The organism is Modestobacter sp. SYSU DS0657 (genome assembly GCF_054050925.1).
Genome location: NZ_JBJHAG010000033.1, coordinates 26611 through 44915 on the forward strand (window position 1 = coordinate 26611; position 18305 = coordinate 44915).

Genomic DNA, 18305 nt, shown 5'->3' on the forward strand with positions numbered 1-18305 from the left:
CACCCACCGGGACGGGCCATGACGGTCGCGTGACGATCACACCGGTCCGGGAGTGCCCCGGCCGGGTTGCGGATACCGACGGGAGAGGACACTACGGAAGGAGGACCCGTGCTCGGGGTCATCGCGCTGCTGCTGGTCATCTGGCTGGCGCTCATCGTCATCGGCTCGGTGATCGAGGGGCTGTTCTGGCTCGTCGTCATCGGCGCCGTGCTCTTCGTCGCCACCGCGGTCTTCGGCTGGGTGAAGCGCAACACGAAGGTCTGACCCCGGCATCGGGGCGCCGACACACGGAAGGCCCTGGTCAGTCTCCTGACCAGGGCCTCCTGCGCGTGGGGTGAGTGACGGGACTTGAACCCGCGACATCCAGGATCACAACCTGGCGCTCTACCAGCTGAGCTACACCCACCATCGCCCGCCCCGAGCGGGGCGAACCGGGGCAACGATACCGGAGTCCTTCAGCCCGCTGCGGGGGGCTGGTCGCCCGGGGCCGCGCCGTCGGCCGCACCGGCCGCCAGGACCTCCGCGAACGCCTCGACGACCTGCGCGGATGCCGCCTGCGCCTGGTCGCTGCTGGGGCCCGGGTCGGCCACGAACAGCGTCCGGCGGTAGAAGGCGAGCTCGCGGATCGACTCGATGATGTCGGCGAGGGCCCGGTGGGCCAGCCCCTTCTGCGGCTGGGCGAAGTACACCCGGGGGAACCAGCGGCGGGCCAGCTCCTTGATCGAGGAGACGTCGATCATCCGGTAGTGCAGGTGGTCGTCCAGGGTCGGCATGTCCCGGGCCAGGAAGCCGCGGTCGGTGCCGATCGAGTTGCCGCACAGCGGTGCGGTGCGCCGCTCGGGCACGAACCGCTTCACGTAGGCCAGCACCTGCTCCTCGGCCTCGGCCAGGGTCACCGTCGAGGCGCGCACCGCCTCGGTCAGCCCCGACTTCGCGTGCATCTCGGTGACGACCTCGAGCATGCCGTCCAGCGCGTCGTCGTCGGCGTGGATGATCACGTCCAGGCCCGGGTCCAGCACGTTCAGCTGCGAGTCGGTCACGACGACGGCGACCTCGATCAGCTTGTCCCGGGACAGGTCCAGCCCGGTCATCTCGCAGTCGATCCAGACCAGGTTCTGCGGTGCGCTCTCGGCCACGACCCGGCACCCTACGCACGCGTCGGCGGAACGGCCCACCGGCACCAGTGGCCCCACCGGTCCCGGGGTGATCGGTGGTGGGCTGACCTGCGGCTTCGGCGCCGCTACTGTGCAGGCTCCTGCCTCGAACCAGCGGAGCTGCGAGTGACCCCGACCACGCCCGTCGCACCCCGGTCCACGTCGGTGCCCCCGGCTCCCGGTTCGCTGCGGGCCGGCCTGCGCCACCCCGTCGCGCTGCTGCGCTGGCTCTGGGCGGCCTACATGACCCACGGCCGCCCCGGCCGGCCGACCAGCCAGCTCGAGCTGCGGTGGATCTACACCGCCTGGCTGGCCGCGTTCACGCTGAAGATGCTCGGCTCCTCCTGGGACGTCTCCTGGCACTTCAAGTGGCTCCGCGACGACCTGGCCCCGCCGCACCTGCTCAACACCCTGGGCACCGTCGTGGTGGTCGCGCTGGTCGTCTTCCACAGCTACAGCGGCCATGGCGTCGACCAGCGGGCGCTCCGCCTGATGCAGGCGGGCACCGCCACCTTCCTGGTGGCCGTCCCGGTCGACCTGGTCAACCACCGGATCAACGGGCTGGACATCACCAGCTGGAGCCCCAGCCACGCGCTGCTCTACCTCGGCACCGCGATCATGCTGACCGGCGCCATCCGCGGCTGGTGGCTCTACGCGGCACCCGGCCGGCTGCGCGACCTGGTCTCGCTGGGACTGTGGCTGTTCTTCGTGGAGAACGTCCTGTTCCCCAACCAGCACCAGGAGTACGGGGTGCTGTCGCTGGCCGACTACCGCGCCGGGCGGACCACCGCGGAGCCGCAGCTGCTGGACTTCGCCGCCTCGCAGGGGCAGGACGCCGCCCAGTTCATGCTGCCGGTGCCCGCCTGGGTGCACCCCGCGTGGTTGGTCTGCGCCGGTCTGCTCGCGCTCGTCGTCGCCCGGAAGTCGGTCGGGCTGCGCTGGACGGCGACGACGATCGCCGGCGGCTACCTGGCCTACCGGGCGGTCACCTGGCTGCTGCTCGGCGCCACCGGGTTCCCGCCCTCGGTGGTGCCGGTGATGCTGCTGGCCGGCGCCTTCCTGGTCGACCTGGCCGTGCTGGCCCGGATCCCGGGGTGGCTGGCCGCCTTCCCGGTCACCGCCGGGGTCGCGCTGGCCGCCTTCGCACAGTCGGTCGTCGCGGAGATCCCGCCCTGGAACTGGGCGGCGCTGCCGCTGGTCGCGCTCGCCTTCGCCGTGCTGTGGGGCACGGTCGACGGCGTCGCCCGGACGTCGGCGTTCCTCCGCTGGCGGGACGCGGTCGAGCCCGGCCGGGACGGTGCGCCGGACGCCGCGGTCGCGGCGGGAACCGGCGGCGCGCCCGTCCGGTGAACCCGGGACGGGGGGCGCGATGACGTAACGTCGGGTCGGTCCGTGCCGCCGTCGCCCCCGCCGCGGCGGCCCGTCGCCCGACCGTGGAGAACCCGTGCTGATCGTCACGCCGAGCCGCCTGGAGTCGGCGGCCGAGCGTGCGTTCTTCGCCGAGCTCGCCAGCTGGGACACCGGCAGCGCCGTGCGCGGGGCGGTCATGGCGTCCCTGCCGATCGTCGAACCCCCGCTGCAGCGGCGGCAGTCGGACGCGGTCCTCTTCGTGCCCGAGGGCCTCGCCGTCGTCCGAGTCGTCGAGGTCGAGCGGCAGACCGGCGTGGTGACCGCCGGCCCGGAGGGGCCCTGGACCATCGGGGACGGCGACGGGCCGGGCAGCGTGCTGCAGCTCGGCGGTGGCGGGTCGACCCCACTGGACGGGCTCATGCGCGCCGGCATGCACGCTGCCGTGACCCTGCGGCGCGCCGGCCTGGAGCCCGGCCGGATCGCCCGGCTCACCGTGCTCACCGGCGCCGTCACCGGGCTGGTGCCCGCCGACGGCGACCTCGGCGAGGGCGACCAGGTCGCCGTCCTGGACCCCCGCTCGCTGCTGCTCGGCGTGGCCCGGGCCAGCCGGCACGCCGGTACCGACAACCCGCGGCTGTGGACCACCGCGGACGTCCGGGCGGCGATCGAGGCGCTGGGTGTGGCCGGCCGCTCCCCGTCGGTCGAGGAGCTCAACGGGGAGGGCTTCCCCTACTCGCCCTACGTGCTGCGCCGTCCCGACCTGCTCACCCCTGCCGCGCTCAACGCCTCGCCCAGCCGGGTGGCCGCCGGACCGGCGACCGGCAACGGCATCGGCCGGGTCGCGCCCGCCGGGCCCCTGGTCGACCCCGCCGCAGCCGCTCGGGTGGCCGCGGCCGCCGTGGCGGCCCAGCAGGCGGGGGAGCAGGCAGCTCCCGCCCGCACGGAGCCCGCCGCCCGAGCCCCTGAGCCGACGGCGCCCCCCGAGCCCGTGGACTCCGAGCCCGTGGATTCCGAGCGCGTGGATTCCGAGCGCGCGGCCGCTGAGTCGGCGGTGGCCCCCGACCCCGCGGCCCCTGAGCTGGCCGTGGACCCCGAGCGCGCGGCCGCCGAGTCCGCTGGATCCCGGGAGCCGCTCCCGGCGACCGCGCGGGCGGATGCCACCCAGGAGGCGGTGGTGCCGGTCGAGCTGCGGTCGTCCACCGCGCGGGACACCGTGTCGTTGCTCGGCGACCACGCCCCGGAGGAGAGCTCCGCGCAACCGGACCGGGGCGACACCGGCGGGCTGGACGGGCTCTTCGGCGATTCCGCGACGTCGCCCCGGGGGTCCGGTCCGGCCACCGCGGTCCAGCCGGCCTACGAGCCGGCGCCGTCCACCGGGTCCCGGTCGACCACCGCCTACCCGTTCGGGCCGGGGAGCATCGGGAGCCCGCCGTCCGGGTCGCCGCCGGTCGCCGCGCTCCGCGAGCTGCCCCCGGGGCTGCGGCCCCGCCGCAGCGCACCCGGGAGCGGGGCGACCGCCGCCGCCGGGGCACCTCGCAGCGGGCGCACGGCGCTCGTGGTGGCGGCCCTGGTCCTGGTGCTGCTGGCGGGGGTGCTGGGCGTCGTCGTGCTCACCTCCGGCGGGGACGAGCGCACGGCCGACCCGGTCGGTGCGACCACCGAGGCGCCGGCCGTGGGCGGCGCCGAGGGCGTCCAGCTCGGTGACACCGAGCTCATCGACGGGGTCACCTACACGCTGCAGGTCACCCGGCGCGACACCAGCTGCGCCGACCACGCCTACGGCTCGGTCGCCTCGTTCTTCGCCGAGAACGACTGCACCGCGCTGGTGCGCTCGCTGTGGTCGGCGGAGGCCGACGGCCGGTCGGCGGTCGTCTCGGTCGCCGAGGTCACCATGCCGGAGGCGTCGCTGGCCCAGGCGCTCCGCGCGCTGGCCGACACCGACGGCAGCGGCAACGTGAGCGACCTGCTCCGGGAGGGGGTCGGCTACCCCGGCGCCCCGGCGCGGCTGCAGGGTGCCCAGTACGCCAGCAGCCAGCGGGGCAGCGGCGTCACGATCGTCGAGTCGGCGTGGGCCGGCGAGGCCGGGTCCAGTGCGGCGCTGGACGTGCTGACCAGCTCAGCGCTGTCGCTGCCGAGCACCGGCGAGTGAGCCTCAGGCCGGCGCGGTCGCGGCGGCCAGGGCCATCGCGCCGAGCAGCTCGGCCATCGCCGGGCGGGGCACCTGCCCGGCGCTGTGCGGGGTGGAGTTGACCAGCCCGAACAGCGCGTGCGCCCGCCCCCGGCAGGCCGCGGTGCCCGCCCGCGGGTGCACCCGGCCCAGCACCTCGACCCACACCTCCACGTAGCGCCGCTGCAGCTGCCGCACACGCCGGGCGTCCGGATCGCCGAGGACGCCGAGGTCGCGGTCGTGCACGGTGATCAGCGCGGGGTTGTCCAGGGCGAACTCGACCTGGAAGGCGATCAGCGCGCGCAGCTGGTCGAGCGGGTCGTCCCCGGCCGCCGCGACCCGTTCGCCGCCCCCGACCAGCAGCCGCTCGCTGATCCGCAGCAGCATCTCGGCGAGCATGGCGTCCTTGCCGGCGAAGTGCCGGTAGATGGCCGGGCCGGTGACGCCGACGGCAGCGCCCACGTCGTCGACGCCGACCGCCCGCGCGCCGCGCTCGGCGAACAGCTGCGCGGCGGCCCGCAGGATCTGCTCTCGGCGGGACGGGTGGGCGGCGTCGGCGGTCAGCGCGCTGTCCCGGTCGGCGGCCACACCGACAGGTTAACGACTGTTCACAACACCCGGAGTGACGTGGTTCACTCGCACCCGTGGACGCACCGGTGCTCCCCACCGCCCCGCCGGCGGACCCGACTGCGGCCGAGCGCAACGCCGCCGGCCACCGCGCCCTGGTCGCCGAGCTGTCCACGCACCTCGCGCGGGTCGCCCTCGGCGGCGGCGAGCAGGCCCGCCGCCGGCACCTCGACCGCGGCAAGCTGCTACCGCGCGACCGGGTCGACGCGCTGCTGGACCCGGGCAGCCCGTTCTTGGAGCTGTCGCCGCTGGCCGCGAACGGGCTGTACGACGGCGAGGTCCCGGCCGCCGGCATCGTCACCGGGATCGGCCGGGTGGCCGGCCGCGAGGTCGTCGTCGTCGCCAACGACGCCACGGTCAAGGGCGGCACGTACCACCCGATGACGGTGAAGAAGCACCTGCGCGCCCAGGAGGTGGCGCTGCACAACCGGCTGCCCTGCGTCTACCTGGTCGACTCCGGTGGCGCCTTCCTGCCGCTGCAGGACGAGGTCTTCCCCGACCGCGACCACTTCGGCCGGATCTTCTACAACCAGGCCAATCTCTCGAAGGCCGGCATCCCGCAGCTCGCCGCCGTCCTCGGCTCCTGCACCGCCGGTGGCGCCTACGTGCCGGCGATGAGCGACGAGGCGGTCATCGTCCGCGGCCAGGGCACGATCTTCCTCGGCGGCCCGCCGCTGGTGAAGGCGGCGACGGGGGAGGAGGTGACCGCCGAGGAGCTGGGCGGCGGCGAGCTGCACTCCCGGGTCAGCGGGGTCACCGACCACCTCGCCGAGGACGACGCGCACGCGCTGCAGATGATCCGGCAGATCGTCGGCACCCTCGGGCGACGCAGCCCGCGGCCGTGGGCGGTCGAGCCGGTCGAGGAGCCCCGGTACCCGGCGGAGTCGCTGTACGACGTCGTCCCGGTCGACGTCCGCACCCCCTACGACGTGCGCGAGGTGATCGCCCGGCTGGTCGACGGCAGCCGGTTCGCCGAGTTCAAGCCGCTCTACGGATCGACGCTGGTGACCGGCTTCGCCCGGCTGCACGGCCACCCGGTCGGGATCGTGGCGAACAACGGCGTGCTGTTCGCCGAGTCGGCGCTCAAGGGCGCCCACTTCGTCGAGCTCTGCGACCGCCGGTCGATCCCGCTGCTGTTCCTGCAGAACATCAGCGGGTTCATGGTCGGCCGGGACTACGAGGCCGGGGGGATCGCCAAGCACGGGGCGAAGATGGTCACCGCCGTCGCCTGCGCCCGGGTGCCGAAGCTGACCGTCGTCATCGGCGGTTCGTTCGGCGCCGGCAACTACTCGATGTGCGGGCGCGCCTACTCACCCCGGTTCCTGTTCACCTGGCCCAACGCGCGGATCTCGGTGATGGGCGGGGAGCAGGCCGCCAGCGTGCTCGCCCAGGTGCGCCGCGACCGGCTCGGGGACGCCTGGAGCGCCGAGGACGAGGAGTCGTTCAAGGAGCCGATCCGGGCGCAGTACGAGGAGGAGGGCAACCCGTACCACGCCACCGCCCGGCTCTGGGACGACGGCGTGATCGACCCCGCGCAGACCCGCACCGTGCTCGGGCTCGCGCTCTCCGCGTGCGCGAACGCCCCCCTGGAGGAGGTCGGCTATGGCGTCTTCCGGATGTGAGGACCTCCGCCAAAACGGCCATTTTGGCGGAGATCCGGGGGGGTCAGCCGGCGGCGCCGGCGATCGCGGGCGCGGTCGGGTCGGTCGACTCCGGCTTGACCTCGCGCAGCACGTAGTCCTCGATCGTCTCCAGGTCGTGCGTGGAGCGCTTGACGACGGCCAGCAGGTCGCTCATCTTGCTGACCTCCTCGACCTGCTCCTTGATGAACCACTGCATGAACTGGTCGGAGGCGAAGTCGTTGTGCTGCCGGGCGACGGCGGTGAGCTGGTTGATCTGCTCGGTGACCCGCTTCTCCTGGTCCAGCGCGAGCGCGACCGGGGCGACGACGTCGGCGAAGTCGCAGATCGGCGCGGCGATGCCGGGGATCTGCACGCGCGCGTCGGCGTCGAGCAGGTAGCGCACCATCATCATCGCGTGGTTGCGCTCCTCGGCCGCCTGGTCGAAGAACAGCTGCGCGGTCTGCGGCATGGTCAGCTCGTCGAAGTAGATGGCGCAGGCCACGTACTGCTGGTGGGCGGCGAACTCGTGGCCGATCTGGGCGTTGAGCAGGTCGATGAAGGGCTCGGCGGCCATCGGGGCTCCCAATTCTCGCGAGGTGACGTCCTCCGCACGGTAGTCGGCGACACGCCGGACCCGTGGACGGGCCGGCAAGGCTTGGCTAACCTCACCGCGTGGGGAAGTCGGCGAAGATGCCCAAGAAGAAGTGCTGCGTCGACAAGCCCCGGTGCGGCCGGTGCCCGCTGCGCGCGCTCGCCGAGGGCACCCTCCCGCCCGGCTACACGGTCAAGAAGCGCCGGCTGGTCAAGGTCGGCAAGGCCGACACCGTCCTCGCCAAGAGCGACCGCAAGGCGGCCTGACCCCACCTCGCCCGCTTTCCGCGCCGAAAGCGGCGCGGGGGACCTCGCTTTCCGCGCGGAAAGCGAGGGGTGAGCGGTGTTCGACACCGTCCTGGTCGCCAACCGCGGGGAGATCGCGGTCCGGGTCATCCGGACGCTGCGCGCGATGGGCATCCGCTCGGTCGCGGTGCACAGCGCGGCCGACGCCGGCGCCCTGCACACCCGGCTCGCCGACGTCGCCGTCGCGATCGGCCCGGCGCCGGCCGCGCAGAGCTACCTCTCCGTCGAGCGGGTGCTCGACGCCGCCCGGCGCACCGGCGCCCAGGCGGTGCACCCCGGCTACGGCTTCCTCTCCGAGAACGCCGGCTTCGCCCGCGCGTGCGAGCGGGCCGGCCTGGTCTTCATCGGGCCGCCGGTCGCCGCGATCGAGGCGATGGGCGACAAGATCCGCGCCAAGCGGACCGTCGCCGCCGTCGGAGTGCCGGTCGTGCCCGGCCGCACCGAGCCGGGCATGGACGACGACGCCGTCGCCGCCGCCGCGGTGGAGGTCGGCTTCCCGGTGCTGCTCAAGCCCAGCGCCGGCGGCGGGGGCAAGGGCATGCGGGTGGTGCGCGGCCCGGACGAGCTGGCCGAGCAGATCGCCGCGGCCCGGCGCGAGGCGAGGGGTTCCTTCGGCGACGACACGCTGCTCGTCGAGCGGTACCTGGCGCGGTCCCGGCACATCGAGGTGCAGGTGCTCGGCGACGCGCACGGGAACGTGGTGCACCTGGGTGAACGGGAGTGCAGCCTGCAGCGCCGGCACCAGAAGGTGATCGAGGAGGCGCCGTCGCCGCTGCTGGACGCCGCCGGCCGGGCCGCGATGGGCGGCGCCGCCGTCGACGCCGCCCGCGCGGTGGGCTACACCGGCGCCGGCACGGTGGAGTTCATCGTCGACGCCGACGACCCGAGCGCGTTCTTCTTCCTGGAGATGAACACCCGGCTGCAGGTCGAGCACCCGGTGACCGAGTGCGTCACCGGCCTGGACCTGGTCGAGCTGCAGCTGCGGGTCGCCGCCGGGGAGCCGCTGCCCTTCGGCCAGGACGACGTGGTGCTGGACGGGCACGCCATCGAGGCGCGGCTCTACGCCGAGGACCCGGCCCGCGGGTTCCTGCCGCAGACCGGCACCGTGGTCGGGCTGGGAGAGCCCGCCGGCCGCGGCATCCGGGTGGACGGCGGGATCACCGTGGGCACCGTCGTCGGCACCGACTACGACCCGATGCTGGCCAAGGTGGTCGCCTGGGCACCCGACCGGGAGACCGCCCGCGCCCGGCTGGCCGGCGCACTCGGGCAGACCGCCGTCCTCGGGGTGCCCACCAACGCGACCTTCCTGCGCGGCCTGCTCGCCGACCCCGACGTCGTCGCCGGCCGGCTGGACACCGGGCTGATCGAGCGCCGGGGGGCGCAGCTCACCCGGGCCGACCCGCCGCCGCCGCACGCCTACGCCGCGGCAGCGCTCGCCCTGCTGATGGAGGCCGAGCCGGCCGGCCCGGTCGTCGACCCGTGGGACGTCCCCGGCGGCTGGCGCCTGGGCGGGCCCGCCTGGACGTTGCGCCGGTTGCAGGCCCCGGGTGGGGAGCCGGTCGAGGTGCGGGTGCGCGGCCGGGCGTCGTCGGCGCAGGTGCGCATCGGCGACGACGCCCCGCAGCCGGCCAGCGCCGTCCGGGACGGCGACCAGCTGCACGTCACGCTGGGCGAGGTGACCACCCGGTGGACCGCGGTGCACGCCGACGGCACGGTCTGGCTCGCCGTGGACGGGCAGGTGATCGCCCTGCGCGAGCACGAGCGGCTGGCCGGCGCCGTGACGGCGACCGCCGTCGACGGCGCGGTGACCGCCCCGATGCCCGGCACGGTGACCGTGCTGCGCGCTTCCCTCGGCGACGAGGTGGCAGCGGGCACCCCGCTGCTCGTGGTCGAGGCGATGAAGATGGAGCACGTGCTGACCGCCCCCGTCGCGGGAGTGGTCACCGAGCTCCCGGTGACGGCCGGCCAGTCGGTCCGGCTCGACGAGCGGGTGGCCGTGGTGACCCCACCGGCGCCCGGCGAGGGGGAGTGACCGTGCTGGACTACCGGCTCGACGAGGAGACCGAGGCGCTGCGGCAGCTGGTGCGGGAGTTCGCCGTGGAGGTGATCGCCCCGCAGATCGGCGGCTTCTACGAGCGCGACGAGTTCCCGACCGCGATCGTCCGGCAGATGGGCGAGCTGGGGCTGTTCGGCCTGCCGTTCCCCGAGGAGTACGGCGGGTCGGGGGGCGACTACTTCACCCTCTGCGTGGCGCTGGAGGAGCTGGCCCGGGTCGACTCCTCGGTGGCGATCACCCTGGAGGCCGGGGTCTCCCTGGGGGCGATGCCGATCTTCCGGTTCGGCACCGAGGAGCAGAAGCAGCAGTGGCTGCCCCGGCTGTGCGCCGGTGAGGCGCTGGGCGCCTTCGGGCTGACCGAGCCCGGCGGCGGCTCGGACGCCGGCGCCACCCGGACCACCGCCCGGCTGGACGGCGACGAGTGGGTGATCAACGGATCGAAGGCGTTCATCACCAACTCCGGGACCGACCTCACCGACCTGGTCACCGTCACCGCGGTCACCGGCACGAAGGCCGACGGCGGCAAGGAGATCTCCGCGATCGTCGTGCCGTCGGGCACGCCGGGGTTCACCGTCGGCAAGCGCTACGCCAAAGTGGGCTGGAACGCCTCGGACACCCGGGAACTGGCCTTCGACGACGTCCGGGTGCCGGCGGGGAACCTCGTGGGGGAGCGCGGCCGGGGGTACGCGCAGTTCCTGTCGATCCTCGACGAGGGGCGGATCGCCATCTCCGCGCTCGCCGTCGGCCTGGCGCAGGGGTGTGTCGACGAGTCGGTGAAGTACGCCGCCGAGCGGGAGGCGTTCGGGCAGCCGATCGGCCGCAACCAGGCGGTGCAGTTCATGATCGCCGACATGGAGGTGCGTGCTTCGACCGCGCGGCTGGCCTACTACCGGGCGGCGGAGAAGATGCTGCGCGGCGAGCCGTTCAAGCGGGAGGCCTCGGTCGCCAAGCTGTACAGCTCGGAGATGGCGGTGGAGAACGCCCGCTACGCCGCGCAGGTGCACGGCGGCTACGGCTTCATGACCGAGTTCCCGGTCGGCCGGTTCTACCGGGACGCGAAGATCCTGGAGATCGGCGAGGGCACGTCCGAGGTGCAGCGGATGCTCATCGCCCGCTCCCTCGGCGTGGGCTGAGGTCGCATCCCGGCAGTTGATCATCGGCGTCCTGCCGGGTGACACGCCGGTGGCCGGCGTGTTCGGGGACCATCTGCCGATGATCAACGGGGGTGGGCGGGTCGGCCTCCCCGGTAACGGAACCGTCCGGTGTAGCGACTACAGCTTCATGCCGGGCTAGGACTCCGTACACAACGTCGACATCCCCTGGCCACAGCTGATCGACAGCGTTCCCGCGCGGTGGGGCCCCCACCGATCCCAGGACAGTCGGAGGTCAGCTTCCATGCACCTGCTCAGAACACGGCCCGCGCACCGCGGGGACCGTCCCGCCCGGAGGTCCCGCCTGCGGGCCGTGGCCGGCGCCGGAGTCGTCACCACGGTGGCCGCGCTCGCCACGGCCGGTGGCCTGGCCACCGCCGCCCCCGCCCAGGCGGCGCCCACCGAGCCGGCCTCCCGGTTCATGCTCCCCGTGCTGCCGGACACCCAGTTCTACTCGCGCTACGCGGAGTCCGAGTTCGAGCGGCCGGACCGCTACGGCGACGGCAACAACCCCTTCGCCGTCCAGACCCGCTGGCTGGCCGAGCACGCCGACGAGCTGAACATCCCGTTCGTCGCCCACCTCGGCGACGTCGTGGACCAGGTCAACCAGGAGGGCGAGTGGCGCACCGCGGACGCCGCGATGCGGACGCTGGAGGACGCCGACCTGCCCTACTCGGTGCTCGCCGGCAACCACGACGTCCGGAACAGCTCGGACAACTGGTACGACGACCAGTACGACCTGGCGGCCGAGCCGTTCCTGCGCTGGTTCGGCCCCGACCGGGCAGCCGAGCAGTCGACCTACGGCGGCAGTGACCCGACGGGCATGAACCAGTACCACGTGTTCGAGGCCGAGGGTCAGCAGTTCATGGTGCTGGCGCTGTCCTGGCGGGCCTCGGACGCCACCCTGCGCTGGGCGAACGAGGTGATCGACCAGCACCCCACCGTGCCGGTCATCCTCACCTCGCACGACATCATCGGCATCCAGAACGACGGGATCTCCCCGCAGGAGACCCGCTACGGCCTGCGGCTCTGGGACCAGCTCATCAAGGGCAACGACCAGATCTTCATGACGCTGAACGGCCACTTCCACGGCGCGACCCGGCTGTCAAGCAGAACGACTTCGGGCACCCGGTGACCCAGGTCCTGATGGACTACCAGATGGCCTACGAGGGCGGGAACGGCTACCTCGGCCTGTTCGAGTTCGACCTCACCAACGACACCATCTCGGTGCAGACCGGATCCCCGTGGGTGGTCGCGAAGCCGGCGGAGAAGCTCACCTCCTACGACCAGGCGTTCCTCGAGGGCCCGAACCAGCAGTTCACCCTGGACATCGACTTCTCGGAGCGCTTCGCCGGGTTCAACCCCGGGTTCACCGCCGGTTCTGCCGACGAGCCCTCGCTCACCCAGGCGGCGCGCGACATCCTGCTCGACGGCTTCGTCGCCCCCGACCCGGTCACCACCGAGCTGCCGGGCTCGCCCGCGGACTACCCCCGCGTCGAGGGGACGCTGGCGCACTGGCGGATGAACGGGCTGCGCGGCGTGGTCGCCCAGGGCGGCGTCATCCGCGACGTCGAGGGCAACAACCGCAACAACCTGATGCGCGTGCCGATCAGCCAGTCCGGCTCGCCGACCGCCCAGCTGCGGGACGTGAACTTCTCGCAGGACGCGCACCCGTACTCCTCGGACGGCGCGGCGGTCTGCTTCACCAACGCCAACAAGCAGACCAACCGGTTCAGCTACCTGACCACCCGCGCGGACGCGCCGGTGAACCTCGAGGCGCTGGAGAACGGCTACACGATCGAGACGTTCCTCAAGATCGACCCCAGCTGGAACCAGTCGGACAACGCCTGGATGAAGGCGATCGTGCGCTCGGGCAACCGGTCGCAGATCGGCGTGCCGTGGAGCCGCTGGGACTGGACGGCGTCGCCGGTGGCGCTGGGCCTGTCGAACCTCAAGGAGTTCCAGTGGACCGAGGTGCCGGTCGACACCGCCAAGGGTGACCGCACCGCCTGGTCCGGCGAGATCATGGTCGACACGTGGGCGCACGTCGCGCTGGTGAACGACCCGGAGTCGGCCACCACCACGATGTACGTCGACGGCGCCCCGGTGCTGCGCAACGCCTCGGACACCGTGGGCCACGGGCTGGACGGGGCGATGCCGTGGATCTTCGGGTCCGACTGGGTCGACGACAAGGCCACCAACGGCTGGAACGGCTGCATCGGTGAGACCCGCGTGGTCGACCACCCGATCGGCCAGGACCAGTGGCTGACCGCCCGGGCCGACATCGAAGGGCTCACGGTCACCTCGCCGGCGGCCGACGCGACGACGAAGCCCGCGGTCACCGCCACCGGCACCGGCACCCCCGGCGCCACGGTGACGGTGCAGGCCGGCATCACCCGCACGGTGACCGTCGGCAGGGACGGCACGTGGCGGGCGGCGATGGGGACGCTCCAGCCGGGCACCTACGAGCTGGTCGCGACGCAGTCGCTGGGCGACCGGTCGGCCGACCCGGTGAGCGTGCCCTTCACCGTGGTGCGCTGACCTGATCGACGCGTGCGGCCCCGGCTCCAGGTGGAGTCGGGGCCGCACCCGTGCGCGCGTCAGGCGGTGACGTCGATGAGCACCTTGCCGACGGCGCCGTCCTGCACCGCCTGGTGGGCGGCTGCCGTCTCGGCGAGCGGATAGACGTGCAGCGGCAGCCCGGCGTCCTCGCCGACCCGGATGGCGCCGTCGAGCACCGCGGCGTTGACGTCCTCCACGGCGAGGTCCTTCGCGCGGGTGGGCTCGGTGTAGACGAGCACGAACTGCCAGCGGGCGTTGGGGCCCATCTGGGCGCGCACCGGGATGGTCACCTCGGCGCCGCCGTCGTCGGCGTACATGGCGATCGATCCGTGCATGCCGATCACCTGGGCGTCGGTGGCGGCGTTCTGCGCGGCGGAGACCTCGACGATCGCGTCGACGCCGGCCGGCACGATCTTGCGCACCTCGGCGACGACGTCCTGCTGCTTGTAGTTGACGACGTGGCTGGCGCCGGCCGCGGCGGCCAGCTGCGCCTTCTGCGGGCTGCTGACCGTGGCGATCACGGTGGCCTCGGCCCAGCGGGCGAGCTGGATGGCGGCGTTGCCCACGGCGCCGGCGCCGCCCTGCACCAGCACGGTGCGGCCGTTCAGCGAGCCGGGGGCCAGCCGGTCGGGCAGCGACTCGGCCACGGTGAGGCAGCGGTGCGCGGTGAGGAAGGGGATGCCCAGGCTCGCACCGAGCTCGAAGGCGGGGTCGGCGCCCAGCAGCACGGTCTGGCGGGCGGGGACGACGGTGTACTCCGCCGCCGTGCCGTGCGGCCGCTGCCAGGCGGCCTCCCAGATCCACACGCGCTCGCCGACCAGCACCGGGTCGACGCCCTGGCCGACGGCCTCGATCGTGCCGGCGCCGTCCTGGTTGGGGACCTGCCCGTCGGGGCCGGGCTGTGCGCTGCTGCGGGACTTCCAGTCGGTGGGGTTCACCCCGGAGAAGGCCAGGCGGACCAGGACCTCGCCGGGGCCGGGCTCGGGGGTGGGGCGGTCGACGAGCTGCAGGACGTCGGGGCCGCCGGGCTGGGTGTAGGTGATCGCTCGCACGAGCGGCTCCTACCCGACACCGTCTCGCCGATGCCTCGCCGGTCGGCCCCGTCCAGCGGCTCGCCCCGAGCGTGCGCGGGGTGCGGAGGACGGGGTCCTTGCGTCAGCTGGCGCGGCGACGCAGCCGGCGGCGCTCCCGCTCGGAGAGCCCGCCCCAGATGCCGAAGCGCTCGTCGTTGGCGAGCGCGTACTCCAGGCACTCGGCGCGGACCTCGCAGCCGGTGCAGATCTTCTTGGCCTCGCGGGTGGAGCCGCCCTTCTCCGGGAAGAAGGCCTCGGGGTCGGTCTCGGCGCACAGGGCGTTCTCCTGCCAGCCCTGCTCCTCGCCGTCGAAGCCGGGGAAGCCGCCCTGGTGGACGGTGGCCAGGCCCAGCACGTCCTGTCCGGCCCAGTCGACCGGCGCTGCTGCTGCCGCCGCGCTCCGGTACTCGCTCATCCAGGAAACCTCAGCCATCACGATTCGTCCCCCTGCGTCTCGCTCCGCCACCCGTACTCGCGGTTGCCGGTTTGTCACGACCTGTGACAACGCCATGAATTACACGGCTGTCCTTCACAACCGGTCAAATGTCGTCCGCGTGACGGCCGGCCCCATCCGCACCAGTCGTCACGGGCGCCGCAGTCGTGCGCGACGAACCGTCCGACACGCCGGGGTCCACAGCAGGTCTTGCCCACGGGGATGAAGAGCTTCGTCCAGATCGGCAGGGGCCGGGATGGACGTTCCGGTGACCGTTCGTCCAGTCCCGCGGCGGGGTGCCGTCCGTCGCTCATCCTCGGCAGTGCCGATCTCCGGCCGCACCGGGCCGGTGCGGCCGGGTGTCACATCCGGGCGAGTTCCGCGGCCAGCGGGCCCAGGCCGAGCGGGCCGAGGTCGAGCGCGGCCCGGTGCCAGGCCTTGAGGTCGAAGTCGGCCCCGGCGCGCGCCCGGGCCTGCTCGCGGCAGACCAGCCACACCCGCTCGCCGACCTTGTAGGACGGCGCCTGGCCGGGCCAGCCCAGGTACCGGTGCAGTTCGTCGACGCGCATCGCGTCGGCGAAGTTCACGTGCGTGCGGAGGAACGCCAGCGCGACGTCGTAGGTCCAGCGGTCGCCGGCGGCGCGGCCGGCCGGGATCGGCAGGTCCAGGTGGACGCCGATGTCGAGCACCACCCGCGCCGCGCGCAGCTCCTGGGCGTCGAGCATGCCCAGCCGGTCGCCCGGGTCGTCGAGGAAGCCCAGCTCGCCCATCAGCCGCTCGGCGTAGAGCGCCCAGCCCTCGCCGTGCCCGGAGCACCAGGCCATCAGCCGCTGCCAGCGGTTCAGTAGCGCGGCGTTGTAGACGTTCTGCGCGATCTGCAGGTGGTGGCCGGGGACGCCCTCGTGGAAGACGGTCGTCGTCTCCCGCCACGTCGTCATGCCGGTGACGCCCTCGGGCAGCGACCACCACATCCGGCCCGGCCGGGAGAAGTCCTCCGTGGGGCCGGTGTAGTAGACGCCCTCGCCGGAGGTGGGGGTGAGCCGCCCCTCGATCCGCTTCACCGGGCCGGGGATGTCGAAGTGCACGCCGTCGAGCGCGGCCATCGCCCGGTCGGCGGTCTCCTGCAGCCAGGTCTGCAGTGCGTCGCGGCCGCGGACCTGCCGGGCCGGGTCGGCGTCCAGGGCGGCCATCGCGCCGGCGATGCCCTGCCCGGGCGCGATCTCCTCGGCGACCGCCGCCTTCTCCGCGACGACCCGGGCCAGCTCCTCCCAGCCCCAGGCGTAGGTCTCCTCGAGGTCGAGGTCCATGCCGGTGAACAGCCGGGACTCCAGCGCATACCGCTCCCGGCCGACGCCGTCCGCCTGCGGCGCGTGCGGCAGGAGGTCCCGCTCGGTGGTGTCGGCGAAGGTCACCAGGGCGGCGTTGATGCGCTGGGTCGCCCGGTCCAGGTCGGCGCGCAGCGCGCCGTCGACCGGGGCCCGGCCGGCGAGCTGGGAGAAGAAGCCCGCCTGCCCGGCCGCCCCCGCCCAGCGGCGGGCGATGCCGGCGGCCAGCCGGACCTGGCGGGCGGCGGAGACCCGGCCCCGGCCCGCCGCGTCGGTGAGGCCGGCGGTGTAGCCCGCCAGCGCGTCGGGGAGGGCGGCGAGCCGGCGGGCGATCGTCGCCCAGTCGTCCTCGGTCCCGGTGGGCATGAGGTCGAAGGTCTTGCGGAAGTCCTGCAGCGGGCTGTCGATCGTGTTCAGCGCGGCCTGGCTCCAGCCCTCCTCGTGCAGGGCCAGCTCGGCGCCGATCCGCTCGACCATCGCGCTGCGGGCGACGTCGTCGCGGCGGTCGGCGGACTGCGCCCGTTCGACCTCGGCCAGCGTGCGGCGCAGCAGCTCCGCGGTGGCCGCGCGGCCGTCGGGGGTGAGGTCCGGCCAGCGGTCGTCGTGGCCGGCGACGCCCACGTAGGTCGCCCGGGTCGGCTGGTCGGCGGCGTAGGCGTCGACGAACCGGTCGGCGAGCTGGTCGAGGTCGGACGGCAGACGCTGCGGCTCGGTCACGCTCGTCACGCTAACCCCGGCGGCGCCTTCCCGAGGGCCGGTCGGCGGTCTGCGCCGGGACCCGGGCAGGGCGCCCCGCGGTTGCGCGTGATCGGACGTGCAACAGCGGCGCGAGGGGGTAGGGGCGAGGCAGCCAGTGCCTGCGACGAGGGAGGAACAGACGATGAGCACCAAGGTCGAGGAGTCGATCCAGGTCGACGTCCCGGTACGGACGGCCTATGACCAGTGGACCCAGTTCGAGGACTTCCCCCACTTCATGAGCGGGGTGAAGGAGGTCTCCCAGCGCGGTGACCAGCGACTGCACTGGGTGGCCGAGATCGCCGGGGTGAAGCGGGAGTGGGACGCCGCGGTCCTCGAGCAGATCCCCGACCAGAAGATCGCCTGGGCTGCCACGGACGGCGCGACCAACGCCGGCGCCGTCCGGTTCGAACCCGTCGGTCCAGCGTCCACGATCGTGCACCTGAGCCTGGAGTACGAGCCCGAGGGGCTGGTGGAGCAGGCCGGTGACAAGCTCGGCATCGTCGGCCGGCAGGCGAAGTCGGACCTGCAGAGGTTCAAGTCCCTCATCGAGGACGCGGGCTACGCCAGCGGTGCGTGGCGCGGCGAGATCCGGCCCGGCGTCGGTGCCGGCACCCCCGGCGTCGAGGACGCCGCCCAGTCCCGCGGGGACAGCGGCAAGGCCGGGCTGTCGGCGAAGGGCGTCGCCGCCGGGGCGGCTGCGCTGGCCGGGGTCGCGGCTGCGGGCGCGGCCGTGGCCGGGTCGAGGAGCGGCTCGGAGAGCGAGCAGCCGCAGGAGGTGCCGGCTGCTCCGCCGGTGACCCCGGCGCCTCCGGTGACCGAGCAGTCGGTCACCGTCGTCGACCAGCCGCCGGCGGGCGAGGTGCGCGCCGACGTGGTGACCGAGGAGTCCGACGCGGACAACCGCACCACCCCGGGCGGCGGGGCCACCGAGGCGGGTCGGGACACCGGTGACGACCCGATGATCGGTGGCGGCAGCCGCAGCTGACCGGGCCGTTGTGGGGGGGGGGGGGGGGGGGGGGGGGGGGCCCCCCCCCCCCCCCCCCCCCCCCCCGCGACCAGTGCCGCCCGGTCGTGCCGGCGGGCGAACCCCCGGTCCAGGGTGCCCAGCGCACCGCGTTCGAGGACGCCGGCCAGCGGCGAGCCGGGAAGC

At 73.9% G+C, this 18305-nt stretch carries 16 protein-coding genes and 1 tRNA gene; 10 read left to right on the plus strand and 7 right to left on the minus strand.

Annotated features, from left to right (window positions below):
• Positions 1 to 108 precede the first annotated feature (108 nt).
• Positions 109 to 264, plus strand: coding sequence for a hypothetical protein (locus ACI79A_RS17325; protein WP_457085000.1), 156 nt, complete (start codon positions 109 to 111; stop codon positions 262 to 264).
• 66 nt (positions 265 to 330) lie between these two features.
• Here ACI79A_RS17325 and ACI79A_RS17330 read toward each other — a convergent pair.
• Both ACI79A_RS17330 and orn read right to left on the minus strand, forming a co-directional pair.
• Positions 331 to 406 (minus strand) — tRNA-His (locus ACI79A_RS17330).
• Between the two features lie 49 nt (positions 407 to 455).
• On the minus strand, positions 456 to 1136 hold the full coding sequence (gene orn / locus ACI79A_RS17335) for an oligoribonuclease (RefSeq protein ID WP_457085001.1): 681 nt from the start codon (positions 1134 to 1136) through the stop codon (positions 456 to 458).
• 144 nt (positions 1137 to 1280) lie between these two features.
• Here orn and ACI79A_RS17340 point away from each other — a divergent pair, with 144 nt between their 5' ends.
• Positions 1281 to 2504 (plus strand): hypothetical protein, encoded by a 1224-nt coding sequence (locus tag ACI79A_RS17340; RefSeq protein ID WP_457085002.1) that lies wholly within the window; start codon positions 1281 to 1283, stop codon positions 2502 to 2504.
• 94 nt (positions 2505 to 2598) lie between these two features.
• Entirely contained in the window at positions 2599 to 4653 is a 2055-nt protein-coding gene (locus ACI79A_RS17345; protein WP_457085003.1) for a hypothetical protein, read from the plus strand.
• Between the two features lie 3 nt (positions 4654 to 4656).
• On the opposite strand, the gene ACI79A_RS17350 is transcribed toward ACI79A_RS17345, so the two are convergent.
• Positions 4657 to 5259, minus strand: coding sequence for an SACE_7040 family transcriptional regulator (locus ACI79A_RS17350; RefSeq protein ID WP_457085004.1), 603 nt, complete (start codon positions 5257 to 5259; stop codon positions 4657 to 4659).
• A 56-nt stretch (positions 5260 to 5315) separates the two neighbouring features.
• Between ACI79A_RS17350 and ACI79A_RS17355 the strand changes: the two genes are divergently transcribed.
• Entirely contained in the window at positions 5316 to 6920 is a 1605-nt protein-coding gene (locus ACI79A_RS17355; protein WP_457085005.1) for a carboxyl transferase domain-containing protein, read from the plus strand.
• Between the two features lie 43 nt (positions 6921 to 6963).
• Here the strand turns inward: ACI79A_RS17355 and ACI79A_RS17360 are convergent, their stop codons facing one another.
• Positions 6964 to 7494 (minus strand): ferritin, encoded by a 531-nt coding sequence (locus ACI79A_RS17360; protein WP_457085006.1) that lies wholly within the window; start codon positions 7492 to 7494, stop codon positions 6964 to 6966.
• Positions 7495 to 7592: 98 nt separating this feature from the next.
• Here ACI79A_RS17360 and ACI79A_RS17365 point away from each other — a divergent pair, with 98 nt between their 5' ends.
• The 5 genes from ACI79A_RS17365 (at position 7593) to ACI79A_RS17385 (ending at position 13565) form a co-directional block, all read left to right on the plus strand.
• Positions 7593 to 7778 (plus strand): hypothetical protein, encoded by a 186-nt coding sequence (locus ACI79A_RS17365; protein WP_457085007.1) that lies wholly within the window; start codon positions 7593 to 7595, stop codon positions 7776 to 7778.
• A 76-nt stretch (positions 7779 to 7854) separates the two neighbouring features.
• On the plus strand, positions 7855 to 9849 hold the full coding sequence (locus ACI79A_RS17370; RefSeq protein WP_457085008.1) for an ATP-binding protein: 1995 nt from the start codon (positions 7855 to 7857) through the stop codon (positions 9847 to 9849).
• The gene (locus ACI79A_RS17375; protein WP_457085009.1) at positions 9846 to 11006 is read left to right on the plus strand and encodes an acyl-CoA dehydrogenase family protein; all 1161 of its coding nucleotides are present in this window, start codon (positions 9846 to 9848) and stop codon (positions 11004 to 11006) included. Before ACI79A_RS17370 ends, ACI79A_RS17375 begins: the two co-directional genes overlap by 4 nt.
• Positions 11007 to 11337: 331 nt before the next feature.
• Positions 11338 to 12159: a metallophosphoesterase gene (locus ACI79A_RS17380; RefSeq protein ID WP_457085010.1), complete on the plus strand. Its 822-nt coding sequence runs from the start codon at positions 11338 to 11340 to the stop codon at positions 12157 to 12159.
• On the plus strand, positions 12156 to 13565 hold the full coding sequence (locus ACI79A_RS17385; RefSeq protein ID WP_457085011.1) for a hypothetical protein: 1410 nt from the start codon (positions 12156 to 12158) through the stop codon (positions 13563 to 13565). The genes ACI79A_RS17380 and ACI79A_RS17385 overlap by 4 nt, the downstream gene beginning before the upstream one ends.
• 59 nt (positions 13566 to 13624) lie before the next feature.
• On the opposite strand, the gene ACI79A_RS17390 is transcribed toward ACI79A_RS17385, so the two are convergent.
• The 3 genes from ACI79A_RS17390 to ACI79A_RS17400 all read right to left on the minus strand — a co-directional run bounded on the left by ACI79A_RS17390 (position 13625) and on the right by ACI79A_RS17400 (position 17134).
• A complete protein-coding gene (locus tag ACI79A_RS17390) occupies positions 13625 to 14638 on the minus strand; it encodes an NADPH:quinone reductase (protein ID WP_457085012.1) in 1014 nt (337 codons plus the stop codon).
• Positions 14639 to 14741: 103 nt separating this feature from the next.
• Complete coding sequence (locus ACI79A_RS17395; RefSeq protein WP_457085013.1) at positions 14742 to 15074, minus strand: WhiB family transcriptional regulator; 333 nt, start codon at positions 15072 to 15074, stop codon at positions 14742 to 14744.
• A 380-nt stretch (positions 15075 to 15454) separates the two neighbouring features.
• Positions 15455 to 17134, minus strand: coding sequence for a DUF885 domain-containing protein (locus tag ACI79A_RS17400; protein ID WP_457085014.1), 1680 nt, complete (start codon positions 17132 to 17134; stop codon positions 15455 to 15457).
• Positions 17135 to 17297: 163 nt separating this feature from the next.
• On the opposite strand from ACI79A_RS17400, the gene ACI79A_RS17405 reads away from it, so the two are divergent.
• Complete coding sequence (locus ACI79A_RS17405; protein WP_457085015.1) at positions 17298 to 18140, plus strand: SRPBCC family protein; 843 nt, start codon at positions 17298 to 17300, stop codon at positions 18138 to 18140.
• Positions 18141 to 18305 lie beyond the last annotated feature (165 nt).

What these genes read in the sequence shown, in the direction of transcription:
- ACI79A_RS17395 (WP_457085013.1), bottom strand. Translation starts at nt 15,074, where the DNA reads ATGAGCGAGTACCGGAGCGCGGCGGCAGCAGCAGCGCCGGTCGACTGG.
- ACI79A_RS17405 (WP_457085015.1), top strand. Translation starts at nt 17,298, where the DNA reads ATGAGCACCAAGGTCGAGGAGTCGATCCAGGTCGACGTCCCGGTACGG.
- ACI79A_RS17360 (WP_457085006.1), bottom strand. Translation starts at nt 7,494, where the DNA reads ATGGCCGCCGAGCCCTTCATCGACCTGCTCAACGCCCAGATCGGCCAC.